The following is a 19,989-nucleotide window of genomic DNA, read 5'->3' as shown; positions in this document are numbered from 1 at the left end:
GTCCGGGCACCAAATTCATATTAACGGACCTCCACGGAGGTCCGTTTTTGCATTCTGAGCCCACCAGAATCAACACTTCTTCATTCCCTCAACGACACCCGGACCACTGCGTCAGCAGCGCATGCAGTTTAGCCGGCTCCAGAGGCTTGCGCAGCACCAGATACCCTTCCTGCTCCGCCTCCAGCAGAACCGGCGAGTTAAATTCGCCGCTGACCATCGCGCCGCTCATGTCCGGCAGACGTTCAAAAAGCGCTTTCAGGATGTCGAAGCCGCTTTCGCCGGATCGCAGGCGCTGGTCGCACAGCACGGCGAACGGCGTGAAGCCGTCGTCGATGATGGCGAACGCTTCGTCAGCTGAGGCCGCGCAGCGCACGTTGATCCCCCAAACGCTCATCAGGCTCTCCCAGGCAGACGTCACCAGCGGGTCGTCATCGACGACCAGGCAAGAACCGCGAAGCGGCGCATAGCGTACCGGCGAAGAGGTGTTGTTATCGGCGGGCGGGATGTCCGTCGCGATCTCTTCGCCAGCATATTGAGTAAAGCGCATCCAGAAGCGTGAGCCTTTACCTTCAATGGATTGCATTCCGTACTTCACCTTCATCAGCCTGGCACAGCGGGCAACCACGGCCAGGCCCAGCCCGTGTCCGGCGCTATCGATCTTCCAGGCCAGTTCGAGGCGGTAGTAAGGGGAGAATATTTTACCTTTCTCGTCATCGGCGATACCGACACCCGTGTCCCACACCTCCACCAGGCACTCGTCACCGCGCGGTCGGATGGCGACCAGCACGCCGCCCTGCTGCGTGTAGCGGAGGGCGTTTTGGATCAGGTTAATCAGCGATTGTCGCACCAGCAGCGGGTCGCCCATCACGTGGATGCGGCGTTTGGGCCGACGAGTGGACAGCCTAAGTGCGCGGCTGTTGGCCTCTTCGCGAAACAGCGTGATCACCGAATCGAGCAGAGCGCCGATGTCCACTTTGGTAGGGGCAGTGAGCACTTTCCCGGATTCAATCTTGCTGAGGTCGAGCAGAGAATTGAACATCAAATGCACCGAGCGTACGCTCTGCTGCAGGTCAAGCAGCTGGGGCGTCAGGCTGTCGTCCCGGTTTCGGTGGATAATCGCTTCAATCAGAAAGCCCATGGCGTGTACCGGCTGACGCAGGTCGTGGCTGGCCGTTGTCAGGAACTGGTTTTTATCCAGCAGCGCCTGCTCCGCTTCCTCTTTGGCCTGGCGAAACTGTTCAGCAAGGCGTGAGCTTTTTTCCTCAAGCAGCGCTTGCTGAATGAAGTACGCGTGCGACGTTAACGCATGGCGGTAAATGGCGAAGCCGTACAGCAGGTTTAGCATCAGCACAATGAATATCAGATCGTCCAGCCGCCAGATGATGCCGATATTCAATACTCCCCAGGAGGCGAAGAAAAAACACGTAAAGGTGCTGATGACCGGCGTCAGATGCGTCGCATTGGCGGCGACGATGGCGGCAATACTGATATTAAGGAGCAGGAAAAAGTCAAAGTTCTGCGTCTGCGGAGTAATTAAATAGAGAGATGAAATTCCCAGCCCGTGAATAAAAGCGATCTTATTTATGCGCGGAAGCCAGCGGCGCAGGACGTCCTCTTCATCATGCTCTTTCACTTCGCGCTGGTAGCGTCGGTGCAATATTCGGATTGCCACGGCACATAACAGGTAAATAATTATCCAGGTAATGGTTGGGCCAAGTTTATCGCCCAGCAAATAAATCCAGATGGCGAAAGGAATACCAACAAATGGTACCGCGCTAAAGCTGAACACCAGCCGCAAAAAAGTGTTGTTTAGCAAACGGATCTGCGCGGGAGAAGAGATGCCATCTTTCTGTAAGCTCTGGAAAAACCTCATTCTGATGATTCCCGCTTGCCATGCAGAAGCGTGATGGCTTCGACTCGACTGTTAACGCCTATCTTTTTCAATATATTGCTAATGTGTTCTTTGACCGTAGGCTCAGAAATTGAAAGCTGCGCGGCGATTCGTTTATTTGGCAGGCCGCGCATAATCATATTTAATACGTCTATTTGTCGCGGCGTTAAGTTAAATTTACTTAACTTCTCATTATTCGCCTCAGCGGAAAAATCGTTTCTTTCAGGAAACCAGGTCAGATTATCAAGGAGTGCACAAACGGCCCGTGAGAACATTTCAGGTGGCTCGCTTTTCAATACGAAACCGTGTCCCCCGGCGGCGTGAACTTTCTGCCAGATGTCATTATTGTCATCTCCGCTGACCACCAGGAACCGCACCTGTGGGTAAAGTTGTTTTACTTCTTTGAGTAATTTCAATGCCGTTCCGGACGAAAGCCAAAAATCGATTACCAGCAAACGCGGTGGGCCATTATCCCTAATTTGACGGTAGCAATCTTCCTCATTCGTCACCACGCACGCCTGCTTGAACTGGCAATGTGAAATCAGAAAATTGGCGATGCCGCTTGCTACCAATGGATGGTCATCAACGACCAACGCATAATTCTGCCCCAAAGGATCCTCCTTTTACCTTCGCATATCTGAGAGTACAGATGAATTATTATCTACCCACCCTACTTTAGGAGGGTTTTAACGATTAGGAAAGGGAAATATATTATTCGCTGATTTGGGTAATTGAAAACATAAATACAATCAGTGAAATTAACTGATTGGATATCAAGGATAATTTATGAAAAAACCTCTCGTCTTTTTAACCGTTACGTTGATGCTAGCCGGTTGTTCCACGCTAAAAACCGATCAGGCTATTCCACTCCTGCAGGCGGAGACCGCTAAAATGCTGGGGCTGGGCTCATCGGATGAAATAACCGTGACCAATGTTAATGGCGCCCAGCCGGACGCACTGGGAGGGCAAAAACTGTCTTATCGCGCGACGACGGAAAAAGGGCGTATTTTCGATTGCTCATCAATGATGATGCCGGGGATTTTAGGATCCGCCCCGACGCTGAGCGCGCCAACCTGTACCCCTGTTGTCACTCATAAATAATTAACGGCAAATAAAAGGCGTACATAAATAACGCCTTTTATATTTTCTGACGTATCTGAGTTTTCATAAAAACGATTTTCCAGACATCACGCTAATGAGTACGGAGATAGCCCGTGAATAACTCTACATCGCATGCTTTAGCGGTTAAGACGCCGCTTTCCAGACTTTACCTCGCTCTATTTTCCGCGCCGCTGTTACTGCTTTCACCTGCCGATTTCGCACGCGCAGCCGATGCAATTTTTGATGGCGATTCGCGTATTACCGAAACGCTGGGTTACACCGGAGATGTTTACGTTGGGCGTAATCAACCCGGAAACCTGCTAATCGATAATGGCAAAATCACCGCCTATAACATCAACATCGGTCGGCTGTTCGACGGCCAAATTTATGAAAGCGTGGTCACGGTCCGTGGGCCAAACGCCGAGCTTAACGCGGTGAACGATCAGTACGTCCTGCGCGGCGACCTGAATCTTGGCCTCGGCACCCTACGAGTCGAAGAGGGCGCGCTGGCCAGCGCAAAGGAGATCGTTGTCGGCACCACCCGCGGCTACGACAGCCACCTTATCGCCACGGGCGCCGGCTCTCGCGTGACCAGTAATTTTCTCAGCGTAGGCACCGATCTGGGGGCACGCTCCACGCTGGCGATTGAGGACGGCGCGGCGCTCAGCACCGCCTACGATGCGCGCATCGGCAACGGTACCGGGCCGGGTGAAACCGACACGCTGAGCCCGAAAGCCACCGTCACGGGGGGCGGCTCACAGTGGAACGTTGGCCGTACGTTGACGCTTTATGGCGACCTGGACGTGCTGAACGGCGGTGCGGTTAACGTTGGCGGCGTGCAGGTAGCCGGCGTCTCCGGGGCAGGTAAAACCGCCGAGCTGGTTATTGCGGGCAAAGACTCGCGCTTTACCAGCGGCAGCAGCGTGAGCGTGGGCGATTATGGCAATGGCGTGCTGTCGGTGATTGACGGCGGTTCATTTTCCGCTGGCAGCAATACGCTGATCGTGGGGACCTCGGGTTCCGGCTCTAACCGGGGTGCGCTCATCATCGGCAGCCGCGGCAATATGGACACCGGCACCGGTTTAACTGAGCCAACGCTTGGCGCGGCGGGCGGCGCGGGTACTCTCGATGCGAATACGGCAATCAGCCTGCGCGGCGGGCTGTTCGGCAGCTATGTCTACTTCAACCATACCGACGGAAATTACGTCTTCAGCAACACGATGAGCGGCGAAGGTGAGGTGATCAATACCTCCGGGCAGACAACGCTGAACGGCGATCTTTCAGCCCTTCAGGCGAACGTGACCGCGCGCGGTGGCAAAGTGATTATCGCCAGCAACATCAACACCCAGCCAGAAGACGATATTTTTGATATTCAGACCCTTAGCGCCGAGAACGGCGGGACGCTGATCCTCAACGCGACGGCGGGATCCGACGTTAGCAACGGGCTTGGCTACAGCAGCGCCGCGTCAATCAAGGCCGGCGGCACGCTGGGGGGGAACGGCACGCTGGGCCAGACCGAGATCCTGTCCGGCGGGCATATCTCACCCGGGGATGGCGATATCGGCACGCTGACGCTGAAACGTTATCTGAATTTTGTGGGCGAGTCTTTCTATGACGTCGACATCGCCGGTGATGGCCGCAGCGACCAGCTGCTGGTAGCAGGCAAAACGACCATCAGCGATCGGGCTCAGGTACTGGTCACCGCGCTGGATCCGCAAACCAGCTACAAAACGGGCCAAAGCTACCGCATTTTAACCTCCGACGGCGGAATTGACGGTCAGTTCGCAGGGGCGATATCTAAATCCGCCTTCCTGGACGTGGCGCTCAACCAGAGCACCAACGCCGTCGATCTGACCATCGCGCAGAAAGAGACCGGCGGCGAGAATCCGGGAGGCGAAAACCCGGGGGGTGAGAATCCGGGTGGAGGAAACCCAGGCGGTGAGAACCCGGGCGGAGGAAACCCTGGCGGTGAGAACCCGGGCAGCGGCAAGCCGGGGATTTTCCAGACCGTCGCCGAAAGCAGCAACCAGTGGAATACCGCCGGCGCGCTCTCCACGCTGACGCAAAGCGGCCCGTCGCTGGCGCTGTACAACTCGCTGCTGGTGCTGAGCGCGCCGGAAGCGCGCGAGGCGTTCAACCAGCTTTCCGGTGAAGTTTATCCATCAGTACAGTCCAACCTGATCGCCGGCAGCACGCAGGTGTTTAACGTGTTAAACCAGCGCATGCAGCGCGCGTTTGATAACGACAGCCTGCCGATACCACCGTTGGCGATGTCGCTGGTGCAGCAGCCGGAGCCGCAAAACAACGGCGTCTGGGGCCAGACCTTCAGCTCCTGGAGCCGAAACAGCGGCGACGGTAACGTGGGCAAGCTGGACGGCAACACCACCGGCTTCCTGCTGGGGGGCGATCGCAAGCTGGCGGACCATAACGTGCGTGTCGGCGGCTACTTCGGCTACAGCCGCGGTGATTACGACGTCGATAGCCGTCGTTCCTCAACGGATACCGATAACTACCATCTTGGCCTGTATGCGGCGGGTCAACAGGATGCGTTCTCCCTTCGCGGCGCGCTGGGTTACACCTGGCACAAGATTGAAGGCGAGCGCAGCGTTGATTTCAGCGGCTTTTCTGACCGGCTGAAGTCGGATTACGACGCCAACTCGCTGCTGGCGTTCACCGAAGCGGGCTACCGTTTCGGCCAGCCTGATATGAATATCGAGCCGTTCGTCAATTTATCGTACGTTCGACTGCATACCGACAGCTTCAGGGAAGACGGCGGCGCCGCAGCGCTGAGCGTACGTAACGAAACGATGAACACCTTCTACTCCACCCTCGGGGTTCGTGGTGTGACCGAGCTGCCGAAGAACGTTAACCTCTACGGTTCGTTGGGCTGGCAGCACGCCTATGGCGATAAGAATACCTCTTCGCGCATGGCGTTTGCGGGCAGCGACGCGTTCATTACTCAGGGTCAGGCCGTGGATGAGGACGTGATGGTGGGTGATATCGGCGTGAGCGTACAGCTTTCTCGTGCTGCAACGCTGGATGTGGGTTATCAGGGGCAATATGGAGCGGATACCCGCGTCAACTCGGTTAATGCGAATCTGCGCTGGTCATTCTGAATTATGTCCATTTAATGAACCCGCCCTCGTGGCGGGTTTTCGCTTTTGGCTTCTGACTAAGTCAGGGATCGTTCCCATCTGCGTCCAGCAGTTTGTTTTTAAAGATAAATAAACACGCCTCGTTGAAGTTCTCCGCCCCCAGGCGTTCCGACAGTGCCGTACGTTTGCGATAGAGGCTTTTCACCGATGTGTTCAGCTCATCGGCAATCGCTTCCATCGACATACCTGCCCTCAGCAACCGCAGCATGATCGCTTCGTGCGTGCTAAGCCGTAAGTTAAGCAGCCATTTGGTGGTCAGACGCCTGCCCTTCATATTGAGCACCAGGTTAAATAACGACGCCATATCCGGCGCCGTAAGCGACGCGTTCATAAACAACTTCATACTGAGTAGATTCTCCTCGCGATGTCGCATATCCAGCATAACGCAGCAGATCGTTTTTTTTGTTCTGGCCGGATGGCGTATCAGGTAATCATATAAACGGAGCGGAGAACGACTATCAATCAACACAGAATATTCATCTGCGCCGTTATCAAATATGTTTCTGTCAATCGAGTCGAGCAGGATAATATCCGGGAAAAATAGCCTCATCCCCCTGACAAGATAGCGATCCTGGGTCACTAACACTATTGAAGTTGCCACTAACCATCCCTTTTAGATTAAAGCAAGAACGCGCCTTCAGAAAGAAGGCCGCCTTCGTTTTATAGCGCTGTAATATTAACGACAATATGTATTCTGGCGTTGAACATCCCTCAATACTGACATTGATGAGTAAGACTTCCTGTAGACTTTCATTCAATGGCTGGCGTTAATTATAAATAAAAAACAATCGCAGAAAAGTCACTTCGCTGAACATTAAGACTTTTTGTCATGAAACTTCCCAAACATGCACCAGAAAGTACTTTAATTGCTACAATCAAACCACATTTAAAATATAAGCAAACCCAAAAAAATATAAACAAAAAGCATTAATATCATATAGTTGCAAATACCTTCTCAATTCAAAATAATCATCAAAGCCATCTCATTCCAGAATTATCCCAAAACCACCCATCCGCTTTTCACCATATTTATCCGGCAACATATCAGGTGTACATTACCTTCCATTCAGTCCACAACGAGGAGGATCCATAATTACCTTAAAGTAAGTACCCCATAACGCTACTGCATTCAGATTTAACGTTCTCATTTATGGCCTTTAACGCAGAGTTAAAAGGCGGCCGTGTTATGCAATGGATTCATGATAAACAAATGGCAAATAGATATGGAAAGATCGCTTCGCTTCAATACGTTATTCTTTTATCGCGTCCCAGGATTATTGTTTCTGCTATTTCTGTTTCCTGTTCTCGTTCAGGCAACGGAATCCGTTTATGAGCAACAGATTCAACAGGCACGTAACGGCAATTACGCGCCGTTCCTCAATTACCTTCAGCGTTACCAGCAACAGCATGCTCTGACGCCCGAGCAAGTGGCGGACTGGTTACAGGTGGCTGCGTGGGCAGGTCGTGATGACGAGGTGATTCAGGTCTGGCAGCGCTATGGCATTTATATGCCGCTGCCCGCTCGCGGCGTTGCGGCTGTCGCGCAGGCCAGAAGAAATCAAAAAGCGTGGCAGCCTGCCTTATCGCTCTGGAAAGAGGCGCGTAGCCTTGCGCCAAATAATGACGATTATCGTATCGGCTATATCAAAACCCTGGCCGATGCCCGCATGGATACGCTCGCTCTGCATGAAGCCCGTCAGCTGGTAACGGAGGATCCCTCTCCGGCGCATCTTCAGGCGCTGTCGTACGTCTGGTTTCGCCAGGGAAAAAGCTGGGATCGGCTTTTAGCGGACACGCGCGCGCTGGCCCTCGCGCCGGAAAATAAAGCGCTCCTTAGCGAGCAGATTGACGCGCTAACGGATAGCCGGGTGAGCACTCCCGCGCTGATGCTGTCACAAAGGGTAACGCTGACTCCCGCGCAGCGCCGTCGTCTTGAGCTTAATGCCGCCGCCGAATGGGTTCGCCTTGCCGACGTGCCTGGCAGAACGGAAAAAGAGCGCCTTCAGCTGGCGCAAACGGCACTGAATCGTTACGACGCGCTGCTCTCCCGCTGGAAAAACGAACCGCAGGCGGCGGAAGACGTCGTCCTTGCACGTATCGACAGGCTTGGCGCGCTGTACGCCCATGCTGATTACCCACGGGTGATTAGCGAATATCAGGATCTTACGGCAGCCCAGCATCCGGTGCCGGGCTGGGCCATCGGCTGGGTCATCTCCGCGTATCTGCAGGAGAAAAACGCGGCTGCCGCCTTCGCGCTGCTGCAACGCTATCCGCAATACGCCGCCGACCCGCAGGACGAGGAGCACGCGCTTTTCTACGCCTGGCTGGACACGGGACAGTATCAGTCCGCTCGCCAGTACGTAGAGCGCCAGACCCGCAGCGTTCCGTGGACCCGCTACGATTTCGGCTCGCCCACTCCGCAGCCCAACGATCGGTGGCTTACCGGGCAGTCGCTCAAATTTAACTATTTGCTCTCAACCAACGCCCTGCCGGACGCGGATAAGCTGGCGCACCGTCTGGCCACAACGGCGCCGGGCAACCAGGGGTTGCAGATTGACTATGCCACCCTGCTTCAGGCCCGGGGCCTGCCGCGCGCGGCGGAGCAAACGTTAAAAAGGGCGGAGGCGCTGGAGCCATCAAACCTGGAGCTGGAGCAGCAGCAGGCTTACGTCGCCATGGATCTGCAGGAGTGGCGCCAGATGGATTTACTGGCCGACGACGTGCTTGCCCGCGCGCCCACCGCTCGCAGCGCCAGGCGTCTGGACAGGCTCAGAACGGTGCACCACATGTCCGAGCTGCGCCTTAACGCGAGCAAGGGTTTGCACTCCGATAACCCCATCAGCGGGACGCACGACCTGAACGGGGACGCCACGCTCTATGGTCCCCCGGTAGCGGATAGCTGGCGGCTGTTTGCGGGTACCCGCTATGCGCAGGGTAATTTCGATGAAGGCAAAGGCACCAGCCGTCATCTCCTGGGCGGCGTCGAGTGGCGTCCTCGCGACCTTCAGCTCGAAGCCGAGGTATCCAGCAACCGCTATCACGGTGAAAACAAGCCGGGTGCTCGCCTCTCAACCACGTACTTTCTCAATGATAGCTGGCAGGTCAGCGGCAGCCTTGAACGCTTATCCCGCACCACGCCGCTCCGGGCATTACGCAACGGGATTAGCGCCAACCGGGGTGAAGGCGGGATCCGCTGGTATCAAAACGAGCGCCGCGAGTACCAGTTCAGCGCCGCCGTCAGCCGCTTCTCAGACCATAACCGCCGACAGGAATACACCCTTACGGGTAAGGAGCGTCTCTGGCAGACCCCGACCCTGACGCTGGATCTTGAACCAGGGATCGCCGCCAGTAAAAACAGCCTGCGGGACACGCTCTATTACAACCCGGCGCGGGATCTGTCCGTGACGGCCGTCCTGTCCGTTGACCATGAGATGTACCGCCATTACGACACCCTCTGGAGCCAGCAGTTCGTGGCGGGAGGCGGCAGCTACTGGCAGAAAAACCAGTCCGCTGGCGCCATCGCCCTGCTGGGCTACGGGCAACGCGTCCAGTGGAATAACGTCATTGATACCGGCGTGATGTTGAACTGGGACAAACGCCCTTACGACGGCAAACGCGAGAGCAACCTCTCCGTCACGCTTGACGCGACTTTACGCTTTTAAGGATGAATATGCTGAACACACGTTTTTCCGTGAGCCTGATACTCACCGGCTGGCTATGCCTCAGCGCGAGCGTCTGGGCGCAGGCGATCTCGTTCGTTGCGCCCAACGAGCGGCCGCAGCCGGAGGCGAGCAAACCCTGGCCGCAGAACCAGTTTCTGGTGCTGGCCTACCACGACGTCGAAGACGATGCCGCCGATCAGCGCTATCTCTCCGTGCGCACCAGCGCGCTAAACGAGCAGATTAGCTGGCTGCTGCACAACGGCTATCACGCCATCAGCGTGCAGGACATTCTGGACGCGCGTGACGGGAAAAAAACGCTGCCGCCGAAAGCCGTTCTGCTCAGCTTTGACGATGGCTACAGCAGCTTCTACACCCGCGTCTGGCCGCTGCTTAAGGCCTGGAACGTGCCTGCGCTCTGGGCGCCGGTGGGCAGTTGGGTAGATACGCCAGCAAACCAGAAGGTGAACTTTGGCGGCCTGATGACGCCCCGGGATCGCTTCGCGACCTGGGACATGGTGCGCGAGCTCAGCCGGTCTCCGCTGGTTGAGATCGGATCGCATACCTGGGCCTCGCATTACGGGATCGTCGCCAACCCGCAGGGCAGCCGCGAACCGGCTATCGCCAACCGCTTTTATGATAAAGCGACGGGGCGCTATGAAACTGACCAGCAGTTCAGCCAGCGGATCGGCGATGACGTCCGCAAGGTGACAGAGAAAATCGCGCAGGTGACGGGCAAAGCGCCGCGCGCCTGGGTCTGGCCTTACGGTGCCGCCAGCGGTACGTCGCTCGCCATCGCCAGGCAGCAGGGCTACCAGCTGGCTTTTACCCTGGAAGACGGTCTGGGGGACGTTCATCAACTGGGCAACATTCCCCGTCTGCTGATTGCCGGGAATCCCTCACTCAAAGCGTTTGCCAGTACGGTCAGCCGGGTTCAGGAGCGCGATCCCGTGCGCGTGATGCACGTCGATCTCGACTACGTTTACGATCCCGATCCGGCTCAGCAGACCCAAAACATCAACAGGCTGATCCAGCGGGTCTACGACATGAAGATCAGCCACGTCTTCCTGCAGGCGTTTGCCGACCCGCAGGGCGACGGCAGGATCAAGGCGCTCTATTTCCCCAATAGCCGACTTCCGGTCCGGGCCGATCTCTTTAACTTCGTCTCCTGGCAGCTGCAAACCCGGGCGGGGGTGAAGGTCTTCGCGTGGATGCCGGTGCTCTCGTTCGATCTCGATCCTGCCCTGCCGCGCGTTCAGCGCCGGGACGATCGGACAGGACAGCTGCGCGAGGCCAATGAGCCCTACATCAGGCTCTCCCCGTGGGACCCGCAGGTTCGCCAGCAGGTGACGGAAATCTATGAAGATCTGGCCCGCTACGCCAGCTTCAACGGGATCCTGTTCCATGACGATGCGGTGCTGACGGACGTTGACGATGCCGGGCAGGACACGACGCGTCAGAAAAGCCGGAGGCTTATCGGGTTTACCCGTGCCCTGGGCCAGGCGGTGAAGCACATCCGCGGCCCGCAGATAAAAACCGCGCGCAATATGTTCGTCCTGCCCATTCTGCAGCCCGAAAGCGAAGCGTGGTTTGCGCAGAATCTCGATGATTTTCTGGCGGCCTATGACTGGACGGTGCCCATGGCGATGCCGCTGATGGAGTCCGTTCCGGCGAACGAGAGCAACGCGTGGCTGACGCGTTTGATCAAGGCCGTCGCCGCGCGGCCCGGCGCGCTGGATAAAACCATTTTCGAGCTGCAGGCCAGAGACTGGGAGCAGAAGCCGCAGCGCGCCGTTTCCGACAGCCAGCTTGCGGCGTGGATGCGCGTCCTCCAGCTGAACGGCATCAAAAACTACGGCTACTACCCTGACGATTTCATCAACAACCAGCCTGATATTTCGCGCATCAGGCCCGTATTTTCTTCCTACTGGTACCCTGACAATGACTGATCGCATAATCGCCTTTTCAATTTTATGTCTGGTATTCGGGTTGCCGTTAGGGGTAGCAGCCCTCTTTACCGGCGAGCTGATTCTGGATTTTGTCTTCTTCTGGCCGCTGTTTATGTCCGTGCTCTGGGTCACCGGCGGGCTCTATTTCTGGTTTCAGCTTGAACGCCGCTGGTCGTGGGATAAAGACACGCCCGCCCCGACGCTCGCCGGCGAGCCGCTCATCTCTATTCTGATCCCCTGCTTCAATGAGGAAAGAAACGCCAGAGAGACCATCAGCGCCGCGCTGGCTCAGCGGTACGAGAATATTGAAGTGATCGCCATCAACGACGGCTCGTCTGACAACACCGCGCAGGTGCTGCAGCAGCTGGCGCTGGAGCAGCCGCGCCTGCGGGTGATTAACCTCGCGGAGAACCAGGGAAAAGCCGTGGCGCTCAAAGCCGGGGCGGCGGCGGCCCGGGGCGATCTGCTGGTCTGCATTGACGGCGACGCCCTGCTCGACCGCGACACCGCTGCCTATCTGGTCGCGCCGCTGATTCAGTATCCCCACGTCGGGGCGGTTACCGGGAACCCGCGCATTCGCACGCGCTCCACGCTGATTGGCCGCATTCAGGTGGGCGAGTTTTCGTCCATCATTGGGCTCATCAAGCGGACGCAGCGGATCTATGGCCGGGTCTTTACCGTCTCCGGCGTCATCGCCGCCTTTCGTCGGCAGGCGCTGGCGGACGTCGGGTACTGGAGCCCGGACATGATCACCGAAGACATCGACATCAGCTGGAAGCTCCAGCTGCGCCACTGGGATATCTTTTTCGAGCCGCGGGCGCTGTGCTGGATCCTGATGCCGGAGACGCTGAAGGGCCTGTGGAAGCAGCGCCTGCGCTGGGCCCAGGGCGGCGCGGAGGTGTTTCTGGTCAACCTGCGCAAGATGGTGCGCTGGGAGCATCACCGCATGTGGCCTCTGTTTCTGGAGTACGCGCTGTCAACGCTGTGGGCCTTCGCGTATGCGATAACGGTGCTGCTGTACATCATCAGCCACGTCGCGCCCATTCCCGCCAGGCTGACCGTTGAAACCCTGTTTCCCCCGGCGTTTACCGGGCTGCTGCTGGGCGTGATGTGCCTGCTGCAGTTCCTGGTCAGCTTGTACATCGAGCGGCGCTATGAGCGCAAGGTGGCAAGCTCGCTTTTCTGGGTGATTTGGTTCCCGATGGTCTACTGGATGATTGGCCTGTTCACCACCCTCGTCGCATTTCCAAAAGTCATGCTTAAACGTCAGCGTGCCCGCGCGCGCTGGATCAGTCCGGACCGGGGAAAAGGAAGCCTTCAATGAACGAAAATACCTTAATTTTGACTGAACATCGGCTGCTGCCGCGTCTTTTTGATGCCGCGTTAACCGTGGTGGCCTGGGGCGGATTTCTGTTTTTCCTGTATGCCAGGCTGTGGATGCAGTTAACCGAGGAGAGCGACCACCGGTGGAGCGTGATTATTGCCTCCTTTAATACGGTGTTGATCTATTTGCTGTTCGCCGCGCTCAACGGCTGGCTGCTGATTTTGTGGTATCAGTACAACCGCCGCCGCACGCACGCAAGGCGGCGTCAGCCGGGCCTGTTGCCTCATGACGAACTTGCCCGCAGCTTTAACGTCTCACCGCAGCTCATCTCGGAGATGAGCCAGCACAACCTGCTGACGGTTTATCATGACCAGATTGGACGCATTATCGAATTGAAAACCAGCGCGCAGCAGGACGAGGAAGCTCAGTAACAAAAAGCCCCCGCTGGATGCCCGGCGGGGGCTTTTTTACCGCAAATGGACGTTACTTATCCTTAAGTACAATCAGCGGCTCGATATCGCTCTCTTTTTTCACCACCAGCGAATCGTCCCCGCGCAGGCAGGTCCCGCCGTAGTTCCCGCCCACGGTAAAGGTACAAACCTGAATGTACTTGCCGTCGACGTTCGGCAAGCACCACAGCTGCTGGTAGATATTTTTGCGGTCAACAAACTTGCCGCTGGATTTATCCAGCAGTTCGTCCTGGGCGCTGATGAGATCGATATTGCTGCCGCAGCGTCCGGCAATCGGCTTGACGGCGTACCCGGTCTGCTTCAGCAGGTCGTTAACCTCAAAATCGGTGTCGAGCAGGTAGCGGTGGTTCGGGAACAGCTGCCACAGCACCGGGAGAATCGCTTTGTTGCCGGGAATAACGGTCCACAGCGGCTCAAAGACCAGCACTTCCGGGCGCAGCAGGACGTCAATCAGGCGCACCTCGCCCTCGGGATGTCCGGTGCGGATCGGCACGGCGGCGTATTCGGTTTCGCTCACCTCGCGGATCTGCTCTATCGCCGTCTCCCACGCCCAGGTTTTCCACACGCAGTTGACGTGGCGGCCTTCGTCGTCAATCAGCTGCCCGGCGGCATCCCAGCTCAGCGCCTCCAGACCGTGCAGGATTTTGGTCTCGAACCCGGCCTGCATCAGCGAGCGCTGAATAAAGAGGGCGTGGTAGTCCTCTTCGACATCGTTGTCCTGCATGATGTGCACGAAAGGCCGCGCGTGGCTGTGCTTCCATGCGCCGGTCAGCTCTTCCAGCAGCCCTTCCGCCGGGTTATGCCCGTTACCGCGATAGCCGTTTTTCACCCACTCTTCAAGAATGAGCCCGCCTTCAGTGTGACAGGACGCGGAATCGGCGTTGTATTCGTAAACCTTAATGCCGCGCTCATCCATGCAGAAATCCATACGACCGGTGATCATGTGGTGGCGACGCCACTGCCAGGAGAGACGCAGGCGCGGCCAGAGGATTTTCGGGATGTCGAACAGCGCCAGCAGGCTGTCGTCTTTCAGCACTTTGTCGGTGGCGTGGAGGTACATCAGGTGCAGTTCGTTGGTGGCCTTGATCAGCTCCTGCTCGGCGCTTTCGGTGATGGTGAAATACTGGCAGGGATCTTTGTTGATCACATGCCCGTTTGCCCGAATATACGCCTGCTGAAGCGCATCGTCCTCGTTAAGCCATTTCCCGTCGAACTGACGTTTGTTTTTCAGCCGCGCGCCGCGGATTTTCAGCAGTTCACCGTCCGGTTCAGGCTGGGGAATGCTGTGCTCCGTGTCGTCCGTCTGGATCATCCAGCCGAGAATTTCGGTATCGCTGAAGGTGTCATGAAGGGTGTAGCAGCCGTTCTCCACGGTCATGCGCAGCTCGCGCGTCCACTGCTGCCCGAGCGGCAGCGGGGAGTGAATGACGTTCTGCTCCGCAATACGCACCTTATCGTCCAGAAGCTGGGTAATCACCGCCACGTGGCCGGTCTCATGAAACTCGCCGCCCTTCTGCCAGATCAGCAGCGCCCCGGCGCGCGGCGCGCGTTTTGAGCCGTTGGCAAACGCCTGTAGCGGCAGAATGTTATCGTTCACCACCTGGCGTAAAAAGCGCAGGGAGAAGATCTCCCACGCCATGCCGACGTCGGTAAACACGAAGCCATAGTTGAGGAACAGGAAACGGCGGGCAAACTCAACGCACTGCCACTTGTGGCCCATGTATTCGTTGCCAATATAGCTGCGGAAATCCGCGTCTTCCGGGTATTTTCGCGGATCCAGACTGCCGTAATTTGATGAGTAAATCGCCACGCCACCCGGCGCATAGCCTAACAACGTCCCGAATGGCGCATCACTGCTTAACTTTCCTTTACGCATGTATCCAACCTAAAACAGGCAGGCGGCAATTTTTTGAAGGGTTGTCGTCGTCTGCACGTTGTAATTAACCTGACAGAGGTGGGTTTATCATACACCTGCCCTGTCCATTACGCTCACATCGTTAAACGGTTCATTCATCTCCTGCTACACTGCCTCAACACAACACCGAAAAGGCAGGCCAACATGTCAGACAACACGTATCAGCCACCAAAAGTGTGGGAATGGAAAAAGAACGGCGGCGGCGCGTTCGCCAACATCAACCGTCCGATTTCCGGCGCAACGCATGAGAAAGATCTTCCTGTCGGCTCTCACCCGTTGCAGCTCTACTCGCTGGGCACACCGAACGGCCAGAAAGTGACGATTATGCTCGAAGAGCTGCTGGCGCTGGGCGTGACGGGCGCGGAGTATGACGCCTGGTTGATCCGCATCGGCGAGGGCGATCAGTTCTCCAGCGGGTTTGTTGACGTAAACCCGAACTCGAAAATTCCGGCGCTGCGTGACTACTCTACAAACCCGCCAACGCGCGTATTTGAATCCGGCAGCATCCTGCTTTATCTGGCAGAAAAATTTGGTCACTTCCTGCCGAAAGATCCGGCTGGCCGCACCGAGACCCTGAACTGGCTGTTCTGGCTGCAGGGTGCGGCTCCGTTCCTCGGCGGCGGCTTTGGCCACTTCTACAACTACGCGCCAGTAAAAATAGAGTACGCGATTGACCGCTTCACCATGGAAGCCAAGCGCCTGTTTGACGTGCTGGATAAACAGCTGGCGCGCGGCCGCTACGTGGCGGGTGAGGAGTACACCATCGCGGATATGGCGATCTGGCCATGGTTCGGCTGCGTGGCGCTGGGCAGCGTCTATAACGCCGCCGAGTTCCTGGACGCGGAGAAGTACACCAACGTCCAGCGCTGGGCGAAGGACGTGGCGAACCGCCATGCGGTTAAGCGCGGTCGCATCGTTAACCGCACCAGCGGCGAGCTGAACGAGCAGCTCCACGAACGCCACGCGGCGAGCGACTTCGATACCAATACGGAAGACAAGCGTCAGGCGTAACGTTTCGCCGGGCGGAGCCCCGCCCGGCAATCAGGAACCTTGACCAGGGCATGATTAGCCTAAAGGTTGAGTGGCTATTGCTGGCACTATCTGGACGTTTTTCTCGCCTCAGCGTGAGAAATGACGTATCAACTGACAGCAGTCACAAAGGATCTGTTATGAAACTTATTAAAACAACGCTGGTTATCAGCGCCCTCATGTTTTCCACCTCGGGAATGGCCATCGACAAAACCGCTGCCGGCGCGGTAGCAGGCGCCGCTATTGGCGCAGCCACGGGCAAAGATCTGAAATCAACCGTGGGCGGTGCCGTGGTTGGCGCAGGCACGGGGGCAATGTTCAAAAACGGCGAAAAAGGCAAAGACGCGCGTAAGGGCGGTGCCGTGGGTGCCGTCGTTGGCGCGGGCGCGGCTGCGGTGACGGGCAACAGCGTGCTGAAAGGTGCAGCCGTTGGCGCGGGCACGGGCGCGCTGATTGGTGAAGCGACCCACTGATTAACGGCGCCGGGCGGCAGTAAGTTACCCGGCGCTCCCACCTTCGCTATTTCTCTCCGGCTCTGACGCTCGCAAAACGTAGCTTATTTTTCAGCGAATCAATTTTTTGGCAAAGCTCAACGTCACTCCTTGCGCCAAGCTTTTTCATGATCCTGCGCTTATGGCTGCTGATCGTTTTTTCACTGCGAAACAAGCGCTTCGATATTTCTACGCCACTCAATCCATTGCCGAAATATTTCATGACCTGGTATTCAGAAGGCGTAAGCGCAATCTCATCTTCCGGATCGCGTTGCTGCCCGATACGCATCACCAAAGGGCTCAGGTATCGTTTGTTATGCATCGTCATTTCCAGGATGTCCCGCATGTCGAAAGTCATTTCATCGACGCATAGCACAGAGCAGCAATGCGCTTTCTCAAGCTGTTCTATGAGCGTTTTCTGTAACGCGTTAACCAGCATTAACGTGGTTCTTCGCTTTAATAAATTCAACACGGCAACCGGAAAATCATTAATCGTTTCGTGGCACGTGGCATCAATAACCAGAAGGTGTATCTCTTCCTTTTTGTTAAAAACATATGGAGAAAAACAGTACTCCCGGTGCGATTGATTGTGGACAATATTGTCCAGACATCCTCGTATACCTGACAGATAAATACCTGGATGAGCAATATAGCGAATCTGAAATGTAAACATGGAAGCCTCATTCATACCGTGAGATGAGCAGGGAGAGATGCAGCATTAAACGTCTCCATCCGAAGCCGTTCTCTATATTGAGCCGCAGTCGAGCATTACGCTTAAAAGTGAACACCGTTTTGTAGCTACACTTGCGGTGTGCCGCAATCTCCCGGGCCTGCATGCCGCAGGCGTAATCCAGCAGTATATTAAGCTCTGATGCGGTAAGCCGCTCATCGCGACGTTGAGCGGTTACAGGCGCAGCAAGCTGTGCAAGCAGCGAGCTTTCAAGCTCAGCCTCGTCAAGGCATACATCGGCGCCTGCGCCCAACAGCATCTTTGTCAGTAACGCATCCCGGGAGGACAAATAAACAAATGAGGTCAAAAGCATTGCCCGGGGATAATGCAAAGTGCGGATAAAGCCAGGGAGCATCTTTCCAAGGCCGCCGATACCTGCAAGGAGAATTTTTCTGGCATCGGTACGATCGTAAAGCGCTGCGGAAAGTTGTTCCAAAGACCAGCAGTGAACAATTTCACACTGCTGATCGCGTAAAAAGAGACATATCCCTTTTTGTACTAATGCCCGAGGCTCGAAAAGAATGACCCGGTTAACCGGGCGAATGCAGTCCATCGCAAATTTCCTGACTATGTTTTTTCGTACAGGATAATTCTCAGACGGATTTATTCAATTTGGATGAGGTACAATATTGGACATTGCGGTACCCACCAACGTCGACAATAAGGCCGCACGCAGCGGCCTTAGTAGGGAAGATCAGGCCGTCAGGCGGAACTTTTGCACCGAGCGCTGAAGCTCTTCGGTCTGGCGCTCCAGCGCCGCGGCCGCCGCGGAAACCTCTTCAACCAGCGAGGCGTTCTGCTGGGTGACGCCGTCCATCTGCGTAATAGCAATCCCGACCTGCGAAATGCCCTTGCTTTGCTCTTCAGAGGCGGAAGCGATTTGCTTCATAATGGTCGTCACTTCCGTCACGTCGCGCAAAATCGCGTCCATGGTGGTGCCCGTGTCGCTCACCAGCTGCGCCCCCTGCTCGACGCGGGTAACGGAATCAGCGATCAGCCCTTCAATTTCTTTTGCCGCGTTGGCGCTGCGGCTTGCCAGGTTGCGGACTTCACCCGCCACCACGGCGAAACCACGCCCCTGCTCGCCCGCGCGCGCCGCTTCTACGGCCGCATTGAGCGCCAAAATATTGGTCTGGAAGGCAATGCTGTTGATAACGTTGGTAATTTCAGCAATTTTCTTCGAGCTTTCAGAAATACCGCTCATGGTGGTAACCACCTCTTCCACCAGCGAGCCGCCGCGGCTGGCGGTGGTTGAGGCCACATCGGCAAGCTGGCTGGCCTGACGCGCGCTTTCCGCGTTCAGCTTCACGGTCGCGGTCAGCTGTTCCATGCTGGCAGCCGTCTCCTCCAGCGCGGCAGCCTGCTCTTCGGTACGGGAAGAGAGATCGTTATTGCCGCTGGAGATCTCCGTCGCGCCGCGCCAGATATTCTCGCTGCCGGAGCGAATGGTGCTGACCGCTTCACGCAGGCTGTCCTGCATGGCGCTCAGCAGCGGCACCAGCTGTCCCACGCAGTTGCGGCCGAAAGGCGCAATGGGCTGGCTGAGATCGCCCTGGGCAATCTGGCGGAACTGCTGGCGAATACGCTCCAGCGGTTTGACCAGCATCGCCACCAGGTAGCGGTCGGTAAAGAGCAGGATCAGCAGGCCGATAATGGTGGCGACGATAATAACCGTGCGGGTCATGCTGGTCAGGCCGTCCACCACCACGCGGGTGCTGTCGAGCGTCTTCGCGGCGGCATTGTTGAACTCTTCGGCGGCGGCACCGAACGCACGGCTCAGCGGCGGCGTAACGTTGTTGGCCTGCTGGCGGTAGCCGTCCAGGGTCGCCTGCTTCGCCTGTTCCATTTGCGGCGTCACGCCCCGATCGAGCAGCGCCTGCCAGGCCCCTATTACCTGCGCAGAGATCCGCTCATCCATTGGGCCAGGCGAGATCGCCTTCATCTCGGCCAGTTTCTTACCCATGTTGTCCAGCGCCTGTTGGGCAGAGGATAAATCCGGCGTGCCGCCAGCGGCTTTGACCTCCATGGCGCGGCTCAGCCGGGTGACAAAGCGGAAATACTGATCGTTGCCCTGGCTGAGCACCATCATCTGTTTGACCAGCTGGCGATCGACTTCATTACCGTCTGATACCCGTGAAAGGGACCAGGTGCTGTACAGCCCGACGCCCGCCCACATTAAACAAAAAATCCCGAGGATCGTCAGCATGACGAAACGGATCGTGAAATTACGGAGCATATTCATAAGTCTTCCTTGCCGTGAGGGTGAATTCGCCCA

At 56.7% G+C, this 19,989-nt stretch carries 15 protein-coding genes; 8 read left to right on the top strand and 7 right to left on the bottom strand.

Going from position 1 to position 19,989, the window contains the following annotated elements:
- Positions 1-88: 88 nt before the first annotated feature.
- Positions 89-1,873 carry a hybrid sensor histidine kinase/response regulator gene (locus tag OSH03_RS11170; RefSeq protein ID WP_266179061.1) on the bottom strand — a complete coding sequence of 595 codons (1,785 nt, stop codon included), beginning with the start codon at positions 1,871-1,873 and terminating at the stop codon, positions 89-91.
- Positions 1,870-2,502, bottom strand: coding sequence for a response regulator transcription factor (locus tag OSH03_RS11165; RefSeq protein ID WP_266179060.1), 633 nt, complete (start codon positions 2,500-2,502; stop codon positions 1,870-1,872). The genes OSH03_RS11170 and OSH03_RS11165 overlap by 4 nt, the downstream gene beginning before the upstream one ends.
- Before the next feature lie 175 nt (positions 2,503-2,677).
- Between OSH03_RS11165 and OSH03_RS11160 the strand changes: the two genes are divergently transcribed.
- Both OSH03_RS11160 and OSH03_RS11155 read left to right on the top strand, forming a co-directional pair.
- The gene (locus tag OSH03_RS11160) at positions 2,678-2,992 is read left to right on the top strand and encodes a lipoprotein (RefSeq protein WP_061097082.1); all 315 of its coding nucleotides are present in this window, start codon (positions 2,678-2,680) and stop codon (positions 2,990-2,992) included.
- Between the two features lie 113 nt (positions 2,993-3,105).
- Positions 3,106-6,108, top strand: a complete 3,003-nt coding sequence (locus tag OSH03_RS11155; RefSeq protein WP_266179059.1) for an autotransporter outer membrane beta-barrel domain-containing protein — start codon at positions 3,106-3,108, stop codon at positions 6,106-6,108.
- A gap of 61 nt (positions 6,109-6,169) precedes the next feature.
- Here the strand turns inward: OSH03_RS11155 and OSH03_RS11150 are convergent, their stop codons facing one another.
- Complete coding sequence (locus OSH03_RS11150; RefSeq protein ID WP_266179214.1) at positions 6,170-6,697, bottom strand: helix-turn-helix domain-containing protein; 528 nt, start codon at positions 6,695-6,697, stop codon at positions 6,170-6,172.
- A gap of 673 nt (positions 6,698-7,370) precedes the next feature.
- On the opposite strand from OSH03_RS11150, the gene pgaA reads away from it, so the two are divergent.
- The 4 genes from pgaA to pgaD are packed head-to-tail and all read left to right on the top strand — an operon-like array spanning position 7,371 to position 13,510.
- Positions 7,371-9,809, top strand: a complete 2,439-nt coding sequence (gene pgaA / locus OSH03_RS11145) for a poly-beta-1,6 N-acetyl-D-glucosamine export porin PgaA (RefSeq protein WP_266179058.1) — start codon at positions 7,371-7,373, stop codon at positions 9,807-9,809.
- 8 nt (positions 9,810-9,817) lie between these two features.
- A complete protein-coding gene (pgaB, locus tag OSH03_RS11140) occupies positions 9,818-11,755 on the top strand; it encodes a poly-beta-1,6-N-acetyl-D-glucosamine N-deacetylase PgaB (protein WP_266179057.1) in 1,938 nt (645 codons plus the stop codon).
- Complete coding sequence (pgaC, locus tag OSH03_RS11135; protein ID WP_028014399.1) at positions 11,748-13,079, top strand: poly-beta-1,6-N-acetyl-D-glucosamine synthase; 1,332 nt, start codon at positions 11,748-11,750, stop codon at positions 13,077-13,079. Before pgaB ends, pgaC begins: the two co-directional genes overlap by 8 nt.
- The gene (gene pgaD / locus OSH03_RS11130) at positions 13,076-13,510 is read left to right on the top strand and encodes a poly-beta-1,6-N-acetyl-D-glucosamine biosynthesis protein PgaD (RefSeq protein WP_266179056.1); all 435 of its coding nucleotides are present in this window, start codon (positions 13,076-13,078) and stop codon (positions 13,508-13,510) included. The genes pgaC and pgaD overlap by 4 nt, the downstream gene beginning before the upstream one ends.
- A gap of 52 nt (positions 13,511-13,562) precedes the next feature.
- Here the strand turns inward: pgaD and gss are convergent, their stop codons facing one another.
- Complete coding sequence (gene gss, locus OSH03_RS11125) at positions 13,563-15,425, bottom strand: bifunctional glutathionylspermidine amidase/synthase (protein WP_266179055.1); 1,863 nt, start codon at positions 15,423-15,425, stop codon at positions 13,563-13,565.
- 183 nt (positions 15,426-15,608) lie between these two features.
- Between gss and yghU the strand changes: the two genes are divergently transcribed.
- Both yghU and OSH03_RS11115 read left to right on the top strand, forming a co-directional pair.
- A complete protein-coding gene (gene yghU, locus OSH03_RS11120; RefSeq protein WP_266179054.1) occupies positions 15,609-16,475 on the top strand; it encodes a glutathione-dependent disulfide-bond oxidoreductase in 867 nt (288 codons plus the stop codon).
- 158 nt (positions 16,476-16,633) lie between these two features.
- Complete coding sequence (locus OSH03_RS11115) at positions 16,634-16,966, top strand: YMGG-like glycine zipper-containing protein (RefSeq protein WP_061097074.1); 333 nt, start codon at positions 16,634-16,636, stop codon at positions 16,964-16,966.
- A gap of 46 nt (positions 16,967-17,012) precedes the next feature.
- Here OSH03_RS11115 and OSH03_RS11110 read toward each other — a convergent pair whose 3' ends face one another.
- The 3 genes from OSH03_RS11110 to OSH03_RS11100 all read right to left on the bottom strand — a co-directional run bounded on the left by OSH03_RS11110 (position 17,013) and on the right by OSH03_RS11100 (position 19,956).
- Entirely contained in the window at positions 17,013-17,657 is a 645-nt protein-coding gene (locus OSH03_RS11110; RefSeq protein ID WP_266179053.1) for a response regulator transcription factor, read from the bottom strand.
- Between the two features lie 7 nt (positions 17,658-17,664).
- Positions 17,665-18,267 (bottom strand): helix-turn-helix transcriptional regulator, encoded by a 603-nt coding sequence (locus tag OSH03_RS11105; RefSeq protein WP_266179052.1) that lies wholly within the window; start codon positions 18,265-18,267, stop codon positions 17,665-17,667.
- Between the two features lie 141 nt (positions 18,268-18,408).
- Positions 18,409-19,956 carry a methyl-accepting chemotaxis protein gene (locus tag OSH03_RS11100; RefSeq protein ID WP_266179051.1) on the bottom strand — a complete coding sequence of 516 codons (1,548 nt, stop codon included), beginning with the start codon at positions 19,954-19,956 and terminating at the stop codon, positions 18,409-18,411.
- Positions 19,957-19,989: the final 33 nt, after the last annotated feature.

Origin of the sequence: Enterobacter nematophilus, from assembly GCF_026344075.1 — a bacterium.
In the GTDB taxonomy this organism is placed as follows: domain Bacteria; phylum Pseudomonadota; class Gammaproteobacteria; order Enterobacterales; family Enterobacteriaceae; genus Enterobacter; species Enterobacter nematophilus.
The sequence above is the reverse complement of the archived record's forward strand: the minus strand, read 5'-3'. Positions and strand labels throughout refer to the sequence as shown.